The following is a 14,234-nucleotide window of genomic DNA, read 5'->3' as shown; positions in this document are numbered from 1 at the left end:
TCTAATGAAAGTCACGGTATTTGGAACTGGCTATGTTGGTTTGGTAACTGGCGCTTGCCTCGCAGACGTTGGTCATGATGTTCTTTGTGTTGATATCGATCAGAAAAAAGTGGATAACCTGAATGCAGGGATTATTCCGATTTATGAACCAGGGCTGGAGGCAATTGTTAAACAGGCGGTTCAACATGGGTTGCTGAAGTTTACCACCAGTATGGATCTTGCAGTTCAGCATGGCGAGCTGCAGTTTATTGCTGTCGGAACTCCGTCTGGTGAAGACGGCTCGGCCGATTTGCAATACGTGGTTGCGGTAGCTAAAACAATTGGCCAGCGTATTACTGATTATAGAGTGGTTGTTAATAAGTCAACTGTACCAATAGGTACGGCAGAGATAGTCCATGCGGCACTTACTGATGAGCTTGGTAAGCGTGGGGTTAGCATCCCCTTCGATGTTGTGTCCAACCCGGAGTTTCTTAAAGAGGGGGCTGCTATTAATGATTTTATGAAGCCTGACCGTATTGTGGTGGGTACTGATAGTGAAAAGGCCGAGCAATTGTTGCGCGAGCTTTATGCACCATTTAATCGCAGCCATGATCGCATGATTTTTATGGATGTCCGCTCCGCAGAGTTAACTAAATATGCAGCAAACGCGATGCTTGCAACAAAAATCAGCTTTATTAATGAGATGGCTAACTTGGCAGAGTTGCTAGGTGCTGATATTGAAAAAGTGCGCAATGGCATAGGTGCTGATCCGCGAATTGGCTATCACTTTATTTACCCTGGTTGTGGCTATGGCGGCTCCTGCTTTCCAAAAGATGTTAAGGCGCTGATCAATATTGCGCGCAATGTGGATTACAAAGCTGGTCTTATGGAGGCGGTCGATAAGGTTAATCAGGCGCAGAAAAGCAAATTATTTACCTATTTGGCCCGTCATTTTGGCAATGATCTGAAAGGTAAGGTATTTGCCTTGTGGGGCTTATCCTTCAAGCCCAATACCGATGATATGCGCGAGGCTCCAAGCCGGGTGTTGATAGAGGCCCTTTGGGCTGCAGGTGCCAAGGTTCAGGCTTATGACCCGGTCGCAATGGAAGAGACGCAGCACATCTATGGCTTGCGTGATGATCTTAAGCTGGTGGGTACGAAAGAGGCTGCACTTGAGCGCGCGGATGCACTGATTATTTGTACTGAATGGAAAAATTTTCGTGCGCCGAATTTTGATATGCTCAAATCTGCCCTGCGTAATCCGGTCATTTTTGATGGGCGCAACCTTTATGAACCAGACAGAATGGCTTCATTGGGTTTTGAGTATTATGCTGTGGGACGTGGCCTAAGTGTCGTAAGGCGCTGATTTTTAAATCCTTAATGGGTGGTTGCCATGTTTTCTGGCGATCACTCATTTCCCCTCCCTTTACAACTCGTTCCTGCCCTTTGCTCTCGACGCAAACATAGCTAACCTATTGAAAAATATGGGGCATTCTGCTAGCCTTGCGCACCTGCTGATTTTCTATGCTTTGATTTGCGTCTTGGATACATTTTTAGCAGTAGTGGAATCTGTCAAACCCAGCCTGAGGGAGCTTCCATTTTACTTTAACTGACCCGTATGACTGGCCATGCGGAATAGATGGGGCGAGTTTTAACGTCTGCATCTCTAATCTATAGGTAATACCATGAGTATGAACGAAAGCTTTGCTGCGTTATTTGAAGAAAGTTTAAAAACCGTTGATATGGTTCCGGGTACTATTATTACCGGTGTAGTAATTGATATTGATAAGGACTGGGTGACTGTTCACGCCGGCCTGAAGTCAGAAGGTGTGATTCCTGCTGAGCAATTCCGCAATGAATTGGGTGAATTGACACTCCAAATCGGCGATGAAGTACAAGTGGCTCTGGAAAGCGTAGAAGATGGTTTCGGTGAAACCAAACTGTCACGTGAGAAGGCCAAGCGCGCTGAAGCGTGGAAAATTCTTGAAGCAGCACATGTTGCTGAAGAAGTTATCAAAGGTGTTATTAACGGTAAGGTTAAAGGTGGTTTCACCGTTGACGTTGCTGGTATCCGTGCCTTCCTTCCTGGCTCATTGGTTGATGTTCGCCCTGTGCGCGAAACTACCCACCTCGAAGGTAAAGAGCTGGAATTCAAAGTTATCAAGCTCGATCAAAAGCGCAACAACGTAGTTGTTTCTCGCCGTGCGGTGTTGGAACAAGCTAACTCTGTTGAGCGTGACGAACTGCTTGCTACACTGCAAGAAGGTCAAGCTGTGAAAGGTATCGTTAAAAACCTTACCGACTACGGCGCATTCGTTGATTTGGGTGGTGTTGATGGTCTGTTGCACATCACTGACATGGCGTGGAAACGCATCAAGCACCCAGGTGAGATCGTAAACGTTGGTGATGAAATTGACGTTAAAGTATTGAAGTTTGATCGTGAGCGTAATCGTGTATCTCTTGGCCTGAAGCAATTGGGCGAAGATCCGTGGATACAAATCACCAAGCGTTATCCAGAAGGCGCTCGTGTGAAAGCAAAAGTAACCAATTTGACTGATTACGGTTGCTTCGCAGAGTTGGAAGAAGGCGTTGAAGGTTTGATCCACGTTTCAGAAATGGATTGGACTAACAAGAACATTCATCCTTCTAAAGTTGTTCAACTGGGTGATGAAATCGAAGTTATGGTATTGGATATCGACGAAGAGCGTCGTCGTATCTCTCTCGGTCTGAAACAATGCCAAGAGAATCCATGGGATGCATTTGCGCGCACTTGCGCCAAAGGCGACAAAATCAGCGGCAAAATCAAGTCAATCACTGACTTCGGTATTTTCATCGGTTTGGATGGTGGTATTGATGGTCTGGTTCACTTGTCTGACATCTCTTGGCATGAAGCTGGCGAAGAAGCTGTTCGCAAGTACAAGAAGGGCGATGAACTGGAGACCGTGGTATTGGCCATCGATCCAGAGCGCGAGCGCATTTCTTTGGGTATCAAACAACTTGAAACCGATCCATTCTCAGAATACGTTTCTGTAAATGATAAAGGTGCTGTTGTTAAAGGTATCGTTAAAGAAGTTGAAGCTAAAGCTGCAGTAATCACCTTGGCAGATGACGTTGAAGCTGTTCTCAAGGCCTCTGAATTGAGCCGTGAGAAAGTGGAAGATGCACGTAACCTGCTGAAAGTGGGTGACGAAGTTGAAGCCAAGATTATTGCTGTAGATCGCAAAAATCGCAGCATTAGCCTGTCAGTAAAATCCAAAGATGTAGAAGAAGAGAAGACTGCTATGAAAGAACTTTCTAGCAAGCAATCTGATCAGGCTTCTCCAACCACTTTGGGTGATCTGATTAAAGCGCAAATGCAAAGTAAAGAGTAATCTTTCTTGCGAATCGGTGGCCAGTTTTCTGGTCACCGATATACTGTGTTGTTGTGTCTTTTTGTATTTGATGCGTATCCAGTGGTGTTGTTTGAGCGTTTTTTAATAACAGAGATCAGGTTATGACAAAGTCAGAATTGATTGAATATATTACTGAAAAACAAAACCAACTAACTATTAAAGATGTTGAAATGTCGGTAAAGCTTTTGCTGGATTATATGTCCGATATTCTCGCATCAGGTGAGCGTATTGAGATTCGTGGATTTGGTAGTTTTTCTTTACATTACCGCGCACCTCGTACAGGTAGAAACCCTAAAACGGGGGATGCTGTTGTCCTTGAGGGTAAGTATGTTCCTCATTTTAAGCCAGGTAAGGAAATGCGTGATCGTGTTAACGAAAGCATTTCCAAGTTATGAGCTAGCACTTTCTTACTGATGTCGTTTGCTAAAACGATACTGTTTTTATACCCTCCCTTCCGATATTCTTCTCCGCTTTACGTTATTCCTTGCGATCTCTTTGTGATTCGCCGAGTTGCTATCTATGTTTACGAAATTGTTTGAAGCATCGAGACCTGCTAAGCGCTTGATCTCATTATCCTATGATGCACTCGCTATTACCCTGGGTGTCTATCTGTCAATTTGTCTTAGGTTGGGCACCTTTGATGTAGTGATCACCTCAAAAGAATTAGCCGCATTACTGATAACCATTGTTTCCAGCTTGTTTATTTTTATCCGTATGGGCATGTATCGAGCCATTCTCAGGTATATGACTCAACCGGCAATAGTGACTATCGTAATCTGTGTGTTCTTGTCCGGCGCCACATTGGCGATTTCCGGTTTTCTGACATATTCAAAAATACCGCGCTCAGTCCCTTTTATTTATATTGCATTGATGATCTTGCTGATAGGGGGGCCGAGATTGTTGGTGCGTCATATCATTTTAATGTTGGGGGCATTGCCAGCAAGAGAAGCTATTCCGGTGATTGTTTACGGTGCGGGTAGGACAGGGCATCAATTATTGCAAGCGCTGCAGGATACGGGATACCGTGTAGCTGCCTTTGTTGATGATAATAAATTTTTGCACGGCACCTTGCTTTCTAACATAAAAATTTATTCGCCAAAATCTATTCCCAAATTAATTTCATCGACAGGTGCAAGCAAGCTTCTGCTTGCACTGGGGCGAACCTCGCACAGCGCCAGGCTTGATATTATTAAAAAGCTCGAAAAATATCACATCAATGTTCAAACCATTCCCGAGTTTTCCGATATTTTGTCTGGTAAGGCGAGAATCGAAAATGTACGTGATGTTGATATTGATGATCTGCTTGGGCGCGATAGCGTTCAACCAATGCAGCATTTAATGGAATCCTCTGTCCTGGATAAGGTTGTTTTGGTTACGGGGGCGGGTGGGTCGATTGGCGGTGAGCTTTGTCGGCAGATTATTGAGTTAAAGCCGCGAAAATTAATCTTAATTGATCACAATGAGTTTAGTCTCTATAGCATTGAGCGCGAACTTGCAGGGAAAAATGTAGATCAGGTTAATGTTGTTGGATTGCTTGGTTCCGTCCAAAACTCCCGCCTACTTGATTCTGTTATGGTGGAGCATAGAGTTCAAACTGTGTATCACGCTGCCGCCTATAAGCATGTCCCTTTGGTTGAAAGCAATTGCGTCGAGGGAATGAAAAATAATGTGTTTGGAACGCAGTTTTGTGCTGAGGCTGCTATTAATGCCGGCGTAGAGCTATTTGTACTTATTTCTACGGATAAAGCCGTGCGCCCCACAAATCTTATGGGGGCATCGAAACGATTAGCTGAGCTAATCTTGCAAAGTCTTGCACAAAAAGAATCATCAACTCGGTTTGTGATGGTTCGATTTGGCAATGTGTTAGGTTCATCTGGCTCTGTAGTTCCACTCTTTCGCAAGCAAATTAAAGAGGGAGGGCCCGTCACCGTAACTCATCCTGACATCATTCGTTATTTTATGACAATTCGTGAGGCTGCCCAGTTGGTCATACAGGCCGGCGCGATGGGGCATGGGGGCGATGTTTTTGTATTGGATATGGGAGAGCCAATAAAAATCGTGGATTTGGCAAAGCGTATGATAAGCCTTTCGGGACTTACTGTTCGCGACGAGCATGACCGCGATGGTGATATTGCCATTAGTTACACAGGCTTGCGTCCTGGTGAAAAATTGTTTGAAGAGCTTCTTATTGGTGACAATGTTGCTCCCACAGAGCACAGTAGAATTTTTCGTGCTATGGAACAGTTTATATCATGGCAAGAGATGGAGTTGTTTCTGAAGCGTTTGGCTATTGCGTGTGAGTCGAATAACAGTGATTTGATTAAATCATTGTTGTTCGAGGTTCCTGCAGGTTATTTAATCGATGCGCCAGAGTTGCCTGAGGAAAATAAAGTTTTGCTGGTTAATTGATTACTCCATACAGCCTGCCCGAAATTTATGTGCGATCAGTAGTAAGGGGGCATAGGCAATCGCTAATGCAACAGAAAAATGTATCTGAATTGTTGTGACTGCAATTGCGATAGGTAGAAGCCAGAACAGATTGATGGCAACAATTGCGAGTGTTGCGTAAGTATGTGAATTTAATTTGATTGCAATTTTTTGATAGGCGTGAGTTCGATGCGCCTGGTGAACAGCTTGTCGGGTAAGGAGGCGGGAAGAAAGTGTGTAACTGGCATCTACAATAAATACACCAAGCATAATTAGCCAGGCGGAAAAAATGCGGAAATCGTCAGTTATGCTTCCAGTAGCAAGTAGGCCAAGGCCAAGGCCAAGAAAAAGACTGCCTGTGTCCCCCATAAACAGTTTTGCTTTAGGGAAATTCCAAAATAAAAACCCACTAGCGCTTGCCGAGATAATTATCAATAAATAAATAGCGTCTGTGTTTATGGTTTTTATCCAATATATTAACGCCATACCCATACACACGCAGATTGCTTCAAGTGCTGCCAAACCATTAATTCCATCCATAAAATTGTATAAATTTGTCATCCATACAATAAATAAAATCAAGGCGCCTGTAATTAACAATTGAATGGGGGCTGGCAACTCATTGTTGATCCCAATCAAATAGATGCCTAAACCGGCAAGCAAAAACTGTATGGTCAGGCGTATGGCTACATTCAGATTGAATAAATCATCACAGATCCCAAGAATTGCCATGAGTCCGGCTGGAATCATCAACCAGTAAACAGGTGTGAAGGGTATATGGCCCAGGCTCAATGCTGTTAATGCTGCGATGATCACGCCGCCAACTATGGCTATACCGCCACCTCGCGGGGTAGGAGTTTGGTGGGAGCTGCGAATATTGGGCATGTCTAGCAGGCGCTTCCCGAAATGATGGATCAATAATCGCGAGAGGAGTAGTGAAACAAACACAGGTAACACGCAAAGGGTGAGCCACTTGGTCAATGTATGATCCTTTGTTGAGTGGTTTGAGGTAGTGAATTGTATCTTAGGCTGCCGGGATACGATCCTTCATTATTTTTGCACCAAAATAGACTTATAAAATATTCATATGTTCTTGTGTGGTGCATTTATGATGATTTATCTTGGTGCTAAAGGCGATATGTATATGAAAAATATATAAAAAATAATTATGGTTTAAAATTTGCTTTTCTCTGATTCATTTTAATTATTACCTAATAAATGGATTTTTTTTGCCTTTATCTGGTGCGATTGTTTTATGGGGTGGATGATATTTCCTACACTTTGTGCAATCAGTAGATTGGCCCTGTATCAAAACAGAGCAAGGTTCACCACAAAAATTAAAATGCAATCGGATCACATCCTCTTAACCAAAAAAACCATCATGGGGTCACTATGAAGAAGCTAAATTTCAAACTCTTTGCGCTATTAGGGGGGCTGCTGACTGTTTATGGTCAGGGCGCACTTGCCCAAGAGGCGACAATTAATGGTGCTAATACAGCCTGGATTTTGACCTCAACAGCATTGGTTCTCTTTATGACCTTGCCTGGGTTGGCATTGTTCTATGGTGGCTTGGTGCGTGTAAAGAATATCTTGTCGGTACTCATGCAATGTTTTGCGATTGCTTGTTTGGTTTCAATCCTATGGTTGATCGCAGGCTACAGTTTGGCGTTTGGAACTGGTAATGCATGGATTGGTGATTTGAGTATGGTGTTCATGGCCAACATCACCGAGGACGCGTTGGCGGGAGATATCCCGCTTAGCCTGCATGCAATGTATCAAATGACCTTTGCCATTATCACGCCAGCGCTGATTGTTGGCGCTTTTGCAGAGCGCATGAAGTTCTCCTCCATGCTGATCTTTTCTGCACTTTGGTTGTTTGCTGTGTACATCCCTGTCTGTCATTGGGTGTGGGCTGGGTCAGGTTGGCTATTCGCAAAGGGGTTGTTGGATTTCGCGGGCGGTACAGTCGTACATATCACTGCGGGTGTGGCCGCGCTTGTTGCAGCCATAGTAATTGGCAAGCGCAATGGCTTTCCCACAACCGCAATGCCTCCGCACAATATGACGATGACGGTTACCGGTGCAGGTATGCTGTGGGTAGGTTGGTTCGGTTTTAATGCTGGTAGCGCGCTGGCTGCCAATGGCAATGCAGCTATGGCAATGTTGGTGACTCATATTTCTGCAGCAGCAGGTGCCTTGGCGTGGATGACTATTGAATGGATGCGCTTCAGAAAGCCGAGTGTATTGGGTATTGTGACCGGGATGGTCGCGGGGCTCGGCACTATTACCCCCGCATCTGGATATGTTGGCCCTGGCGGTGCGTTAGTGATTGGCTTGGCGGCAGGCGTTGTCTGTTTCTTCATGACTCAGCTGATAAAGCGCGTGTGGAAAATCGACGATTCACTCGATGTTTTCCCTGTGCATGGTGTCGGTGGTGTGTTGGGCACAATTCTCGCCGGGATATTTGCATCTACTGAACTTGGTGTATTTAGCGGGCAAGGTTTCGCCAGTGGCATTACCTCTATGGGTGAGCAGTTAGGTGTGCAATTGCTGGGCGTCGTTGTTACCTTTATTTATACCGCCGTTGTAACGTATATTTTACTGAAAGTTACCGGTGTATTTACTTCCGGTTTACGTGTAACCCAAGAAGAGGAAAGTGTTGGTTTGGATTTGAGCCTGCATGAAGAGGATGGCTACAAGCTTTAATTGAGTGCGTGTCAAATCCAACAAAAAAGAGGAGCAGATGCTCCTCTTTTTTATTTTGTCGCCGTAGGAATTCAATATCGATTATTTAAAGGCAATTAAGGCTGCCGTAACTGCAACATTTAATGACTCAACGCCATTATTCATTGGAATACAGATTTGCTCGTTGCACAGCGTGGTAACTTCCTGTGAAACCCCTTCAGACTCATTACCTAGTACATAAATGCATGGGGCATCAGGAGTGAATTTTTTAAGTTCTGTTGCGGAGTGTGACGATAGGGCGCAGACAATTACACCTGCTTGCTTAAAGTCACCCAAAGCTTGGGGGAGATCTTTACAGCGCAATAACGGAGCTCGAAATACAGTGCCAGCGCTCGCTTTAATAACAAGCGGGTCAATTTGAGCATTACCTTTTTGGGGCAGCAATATTCCATCGATATTGCCAGCGCAAGCCGACCTAATAATCATGCCCAGATTTTGTGGGTTTTGTACTCCATCAAGTGCCAGCAGGGTATAATTTTTTTTCTTGTTTTCTGCAAGAAACTCATCGTAGAGTTTATAGCCGCGCAATTGTAAATCTGCTGCCACCCCTTGATCTTGTGATGCATTTTTAGAGATGCGCGATAATGCTTGCCGCTCATGATAAATAATCTCTGCCCCTTTTGCTTTTGCCAACGAAATAATATCGTCAAGAATATCCGCTGATTTATTGCTGCTGGCCAGATGCAGGCGATAAATAAATGTCGCTGGATCCTGCAGTGCTTCAAGAACAGTTTTTCGTCCATAGACAGTCATTAATGAATCAAAAAAACGCTTCTTTTCCAGATAAGCGGGGCTGTCATCACGGGGTTTGTTCATACTGGGTTTCTTGCATTAGTGAGGGGGGGTAGGATTATGCCGAGCAGAGTTTTTTGTATGCCTGCACCGTTGCCGGCAATCCCATTGCGATTGCGTCTACTATCAGTGCGTGACCAATGGATACCTCGAGCAACCCGGACACTTGACGAAAGAGGGTAAGATTTTCCAAATTTAAATCGTGCCCGGCATTTAAGCCAATGCCAATTTTTTGCGCGTGGATTGCTGCATCGATATAGGTTTGGAACAATGCGTGAAAGTTTTCATCTTGGCGCTTGAATGCGTCGGCATAAGGACCAGTGTATAACTCAATACGATCAGCCCCCAGCTCTTTGGCCAGTGAGATTTGTTCTATATCCGGATCCATAAATAAACTGACGCGCACCCCGAGATCCTGCAATTCACGAATCAGTGGGCGTAATTTTTCTCCAGCCACTATTAAATTAAAGCCGTGATCAGATGTAAGTTGATCATTGGAGTCGGGCACCAATGTGCATTGGTGTGGGCGCACGTCCTGTACTAATTTAATAAAGCCGGGAAAATCCCCCAGCGATTCTGCGTAGGGGTTTCCTTCGATATTAAATTCAATGCCCACGTGGGATTTGACCAACTCACTGAGTTGATAAACGTCGTGTGGTCGAATGTGGCGCTGGTCCGGGCGGGGGTGAACTGTAAGCCCGTCTGCGCCTGATTGAATGCAGATCTCGCCATGACTAATTACGCTCGGGTAATTTCCTGGACGGGAATTTCTGATCAGTGCAATTTTATTTAAATTGACACTGAGAGCAGTGTTGTTACTGGGGGTCATTAATGGGTACCAATGCATCTTTAATGCTGGATGGTTTGGGGGTATTTTGCGACTCTATCAGGGCATCTAAACTGCTAGCATCAGTTCGTGTTGCGCTCAATATACGCACGGCATAATTAGGCGCTTCTGGAAAGGCTTTATACATTCCACGCGGTTCTTGTGCAATTTTTTCAATCACATCCATTCCAGCAACGACTTTACCAAATACGGTGTAGCCAGGTTTGGTCTCGGTTGCATTCAAGCCGGGGTTGTTCTGCAGGTTGATATAAAACTGGGCTGTTGCGCTATTAGGATCTTGTTGTCTCGCCATAGCTACACTTTTGTAATCATTTTTCAAGCCGTTCACCGACTCATTCACAATAGGTTTGCGGGTCTCTTTTTCAGCAAAATCGAATGTCATCCCGCCACCCTGAACAACAAAGCCAGGTACCACACGGTGAAAGATGGTGCCGTCATAAAACTTGGCATCTACATAACCAAGAAAGTTTTTCGCGGTCACCGGTGCAGCTTTGGAATACACCTCTACGACAAATGTTCCCAAGTCGGTCTTTATGGCCACCAGGGTGTTTTCAGCAGCATAAGCGTTGATGCTTGTAGCCAGACTAAAACCTAATAATAAATGCGCGATTTTTTTTAACATGTTAGCTACTCTCAGCGCCATTCTGATCTGCGTTTGCGACGACCGAAGGCTTGCAAAATAAAAGAAAGGAAAACACCACCAAATACTAAACCACCACCGTAAATCCAGTGATTAAAACGGTCGGTATTTTTGAGTTTTTCATTTTCCGCTTTGAGTACATCAGCATGGGTTTGTAACAGTTGGTTATCTTTGAGCATGCGTTGATGTTCTTCTTCCAGATTAAATGCTGTAGTTGCAGCCTGACGCATATCTTCTGTGTCAGCCAATAGTTGTTGATGCTCTTGCTGAACTTTTGCGAGCTGTTCTTTGAGCTGAGCATTTTCAGTTTGCAATGCCAAAATATCACGTGACGAGTTTGATAGGGCTGCTAACTGAAGTGCAGCTGTTGGCTTGTCAGTGACATTTTGGCTGCGTACCCAACCTTCGGTGCCATCAGGTGTTATAACAAGTGACCAGAGATTATTGTCAGTGCCGGTTTCTTCGCGGATAAAATTGAGTTTGGTTCCGCTCGCTAATCCTTGTTGCAAAATACTGGCTTGCGGATTTTTGTCGCTACGCACAGGAATATAGATAACGTCAGAAACATATTTATCGACGGCGATACTAGGTGCACTGATTAATGACAAAGTGAAAAGCGATAGCGTACAGCCAAGCAGGGATATTTTTTTCACAGTTGCTCCGATCCTTAAAAATGAAAAGAAAAAGACTTAAGGCAAAACTTTTTTAAATGGCTTTACAACAACCTTGGCGTAAATACCAGCCGCTACATAAGGATCTGCATCTGCCCAGGATTGCGCTTGCTCAAGGGATCCAAATTCAGCAATAACCAGGCTGCCAGTAAAGCCTGCTTCACCTGGGTCACTATTGTCGACTGCCGGGTGCGGGCCAGCAACAAATAGGCGGCCCTCGTCATTCAATTGTTGTAGGCGGGCGAGGTGAGCGGGGCGCGCTAGTTTGCGTTTTTCCAGGCTATTTGAAATATCTTCGCTAATAATGGCGTAAAGCATGAAACATTCTCTTGGCTAAAGTCGGTAACGGATTTTTTGAAAAAATAAAATTCGTCTGGCGGTTAATTCTCACTGCCATCATTAATCACTTCTTCCAGTGTTAGATGGGTCAGCAGGCGAATACTGCGAAATACATAAAATAACGTCCCCATCATAATGATCATCATTGGCAGTGCGATAACGGGGTAGCTCAGGGCGGTCATTTTACCTAATTCTGCGTTGAATTCTGCTGTTCCTGGTTGGCTGACTAGAATAATTTTGGCCAAAATGTAATTTAATGCCGATGACAAAAAGAACGACGCGGCAATCATCAGCGATGCATTGTTCAATGTCCGCTCAAATTGTTTGTGTGTACCGTAGTGTTGCAGGGCTGAATCGACTTTATGAATCTTCAGTACTTTGTCGTTATAGATAAAGGTTTTTACGAGCGGATAGCGCGTTTTTATTGAGATCAGTGTGACAATGCCAAGAATGCCGGGGATTGCAGCTTCTTTAATCGCAAAATATTGGGGGGGCAAATGCAAAAGGCTTAGGCCTCCCGTGAGCAATACACTGACAATACCCAAAGCAGAAAAAACATTAATTTTTTTGTTGATAAGAAAATCGCGCAACCCGTAACTGATGGGAAATGCGAGTGCAACGATGAGCCCCCAGGTTGCACCCAAATGTTCATCTCCACTGAGTTTGGTCAAAATCAGCGTAGGGATAACAATGTTCATTAACAGATTGGCTAAAAAACTTTCTTTTTTAGGTTTGGGCTGCGAATTTGCGGGCTCTGCGGGCGGTTTATCGGCTAACATGCTCACATTCTTTTCAGAGTTATTGTCGGTCATGACCAATCCTGGTGATGTATTTGTTGTTTGGAGTTCGAGTGATTTTTGATCTGCATTGCCACACCCATTTTTCTGACGGGATGCTTAGCCCGGAAGCTGTGATCGCGCGCGCGAAAGAGCGCGGCGTTGCAGTGCTGGCGATTACGGATCACGATACCATAGCTGCTGTGGGGATTGCACAAAAAGCCGCGTTGGATGCAGGCATCACCTTGATCTCTGGTATAGAGTTTTCCAGTCAATGGGGAAAGGGTGGTGTACATATTGTCGGGTTGGGGGTTGATGTAAATTCTCCTGCACTGATTGCCGCCCTGGAGTTTCAAGAGCAAGCGCGTAAGACACGCGCACTGGCAATTGCAGATCGATTATCCAAAGCCGGGTTTCCCGGCGCACTGTTGGGGGCGCAGGAGATTGCAGGTAATGCTACTCTGGGGCGACCACATTTCGCGCAATATTTGGTTGCGGTGGGCGCAGTAAAAAACATCAATGCGGCTTTTAAAAAATATCTGGGGGCGGGTAAGCCTGCAGATGTTAAATACCAATGGCCATTGATGGATCAAGTAATTGAGTGGATTCATGCGGCCGGTGGTGTAGCTGTGCTGGCGCATCCGGCCAAATATGAACTGACGCGCACCAAAATGTGCGCACTTATCGACTCATTTGCCGCGGCTGGAGGCGATGCGCTGGAGGTGATTAGTGGATTGCAGCCTGCTGCTTTGACTGAGGATTTATTGCGTATCGCAAATGCCCGTTCACTCTATGCATCCTGTGGCTCGGATTTCCACTTTCCTGATCAACCATGGCAGGAGTTGGGTAGCTTTGGCAAGCTTCCGGCTCATGCCAAACCTGTGTGGGAGTTATTGGGCTATAACCCATAACACTAATAAAATATTTTCCTCTGCCCAGTCTTTCCGTGTGATGGGCGAGTGTCGTAAGGAGTCATTGCAATGGCCCAGTTTTTTCAAATACATGCCGAAAACCCGCAGCATCGTTTAATTGTTCAGGCCGCTGACATTGTCCGTAAAGGCGGATTGGTGGTATATCCAACCGATTCTGCCTACGCACTTGGCTGCCATATAGGAGACAAAGATGCACTGGAGCGCATTCGTACACTGCGCAGGCTCGATAAAAACCATAACTTTACGCTGATGTGCCGCGATCTTTCCGAGATCGCCACCTATGCGCGCGTTGATAACCAAGCATACCGGCTAATTAAAAACCATACGCCTGGTGCCTATACGTTCATCCTTGAGGCGACTGCCGATGTCCCGCGGCGATTGATGCACCCGAAGCGCAAAACCATTGGTTTGCGTGTGCCGGATAATCCAATTGCGCTGGCTTTGCTGGAAGAATTGGGGGAGCCCTTGATGACCAGCAGCCTGTTGTTGCCAGGTGAAGAGTTTCCTATGACCGATCCCTATGATATCCGCGATACCCTGGAGCACTTTGTAGAGTTGGTGATCGATGGGGGTTATTGTGGACTTGAGCCTACCACTGTTATCGATCTTACCGAGCCACTGCCGCAACTGGTGCGCCAAGGGAAGGGTGACTTCTCACCTTTTGATTCTAACTAATTGATCTATAAAGAAGTTG

At 45.2% G+C, this 14,234-nt stretch carries 14 protein-coding genes; 7 read left to right on the top strand and 7 right to left on the bottom strand.

Annotation, left to right across the window (positions count from 1 at the left end; genetic code table 11):
• The first annotated feature begins 4 nt into the window (after window positions 1–4).
• From B4E62_RS12800 to B4E62_RS12785, 4 genes are all read left to right on the top strand, one after another.
• Window positions 5–1,345 carry a UDP-glucose/GDP-mannose dehydrogenase family protein gene (locus tag B4E62_RS12800; protein ID WP_331352326.1) on the top strand — a complete coding sequence of 447 codons (1,341 nt, stop codon included), beginning with the start codon at window positions 5–7 and terminating at the stop codon, window positions 1,343–1,345.
• A gap of 325 nt (window positions 1,346–1,670) precedes the next feature.
• Entirely contained in the window at window positions 1,671–3,350 is a 1,680-nt protein-coding gene (gene rpsA / locus B4E62_RS12795) for a 30S ribosomal protein S1 (RefSeq protein WP_310071340.1), read from the top strand.
• 122 nt (window positions 3,351–3,472) lie between these two features.
• Complete coding sequence (gene ihfB / locus B4E62_RS12790) at window positions 3,473–3,766, top strand: integration host factor subunit beta (RefSeq protein WP_310070822.1); 294 nt, start codon at window positions 3,473–3,475, stop codon at window positions 3,764–3,766.
• Between the two features lie 124 nt (window positions 3,767–3,890).
• Complete coding sequence (locus B4E62_RS12785; RefSeq protein WP_331352325.1) at window positions 3,891–5,780, top strand: nucleoside-diphosphate sugar epimerase/dehydratase; 1,890 nt, start codon at window positions 3,891–3,893, stop codon at window positions 5,778–5,780.
• Here the strand turns inward: B4E62_RS12785 and B4E62_RS12780 are convergent, their stop codons facing one another.
• On the bottom strand, window positions 5,781–6,779 hold the full coding sequence (locus B4E62_RS12780; RefSeq protein WP_331352324.1) for a glycosyl transferase: 999 nt from the start codon (window positions 6,777–6,779) through the stop codon (window positions 5,781–5,783).
• 411 nt (window positions 6,780–7,190) lie between these two features.
• Between B4E62_RS12780 and B4E62_RS12775 the strand changes: the two genes are divergently transcribed.
• Window positions 7,191–8,504, top strand: coding sequence for an ammonium transporter (locus B4E62_RS12775; protein ID WP_310070829.1), 1,314 nt, complete (start codon window positions 7,191–7,193; stop codon window positions 8,502–8,504).
• Between the two features lie 81 nt (window positions 8,505–8,585).
• Here B4E62_RS12775 and rlmB read toward each other — a convergent pair whose 3' ends face one another.
• From rlmB to B4E62_RS12745, 6 genes are all read right to left on the bottom strand, one after another.
• On the bottom strand, window positions 8,586–9,359 hold the full coding sequence (gene rlmB / locus B4E62_RS12770; protein WP_331352323.1) for a 23S rRNA (guanosine(2251)-2'-O)-methyltransferase RlmB: 774 nt from the start codon (window positions 9,357–9,359) through the stop codon (window positions 8,586–8,588).
• Window positions 9,360–9,393: 34 nt separating this feature from the next.
• Window positions 9,394–10,164, bottom strand: coding sequence for a pyridoxine 5'-phosphate synthase (locus B4E62_RS12765; protein ID WP_331352322.1), 771 nt, complete (start codon window positions 10,162–10,164; stop codon window positions 9,394–9,396).
• Window positions 10,151–10,804, bottom strand: a complete 654-nt coding sequence (locus B4E62_RS12760) for a peptidylprolyl isomerase (protein WP_331352321.1) — start codon at window positions 10,802–10,804, stop codon at window positions 10,151–10,153. The genes B4E62_RS12765 and B4E62_RS12760 overlap by 14 nt, the downstream gene beginning before the upstream one ends.
• A gap of 11 nt (window positions 10,805–10,815) precedes the next feature.
• Window positions 10,816–11,475 (bottom strand): TIGR04211 family SH3 domain-containing protein, encoded by a 660-nt coding sequence (locus B4E62_RS12755; protein WP_331352320.1) that lies wholly within the window; start codon window positions 11,473–11,475, stop codon window positions 10,816–10,818.
• A 36-nt stretch (window positions 11,476–11,511) separates the two neighbouring features.
• Window positions 11,512–11,811: a YciI family protein gene (locus B4E62_RS12750; protein WP_310070841.1), complete on the bottom strand. Its 300-nt coding sequence runs from the start codon at window positions 11,809–11,811 to the stop codon at window positions 11,512–11,514.
• A 62-nt stretch (window positions 11,812–11,873) separates the two neighbouring features.
• The gene (locus B4E62_RS12745; RefSeq protein WP_331352677.1) at window positions 11,874–12,611 is read right to left on the bottom strand and encodes a VC0807 family protein; all 738 of its coding nucleotides are present in this window, start codon (window positions 12,609–12,611) and stop codon (window positions 11,874–11,876) included.
• Between the two features lie 71 nt (window positions 12,612–12,682).
• On the opposite strand from B4E62_RS12745, the gene B4E62_RS12740 reads away from it, so the two are divergent.
• Both B4E62_RS12740 and B4E62_RS12735 read left to right on the top strand, forming a co-directional pair.
• Window positions 12,683–13,519: a PHP domain-containing protein gene (locus B4E62_RS12740; RefSeq protein WP_331352319.1), complete on the top strand. Its 837-nt coding sequence runs from the start codon at window positions 12,683–12,685 to the stop codon at window positions 13,517–13,519.
• Between the two features lie 69 nt (window positions 13,520–13,588).
• Window positions 13,589–14,215, top strand: coding sequence for an L-threonylcarbamoyladenylate synthase (locus B4E62_RS12735; protein WP_331352318.1), 627 nt, complete (start codon window positions 13,589–13,591; stop codon window positions 14,213–14,215).
• Window positions 14,216–14,234: the final 19 nt, after the last annotated feature.

The organism is Cellvibrio sp. UBA7671 (assembly GCA_002483145.1).
GTDB lineage: Bacteria > Pseudomonadota > Gammaproteobacteria > Pseudomonadales > Cellvibrionaceae > Cellvibrio > Cellvibrio fibrivorans.
The sequence above is the reverse complement of the archived record's forward strand: the minus strand, read 5'-3'. Positions and strand labels throughout refer to the sequence as shown.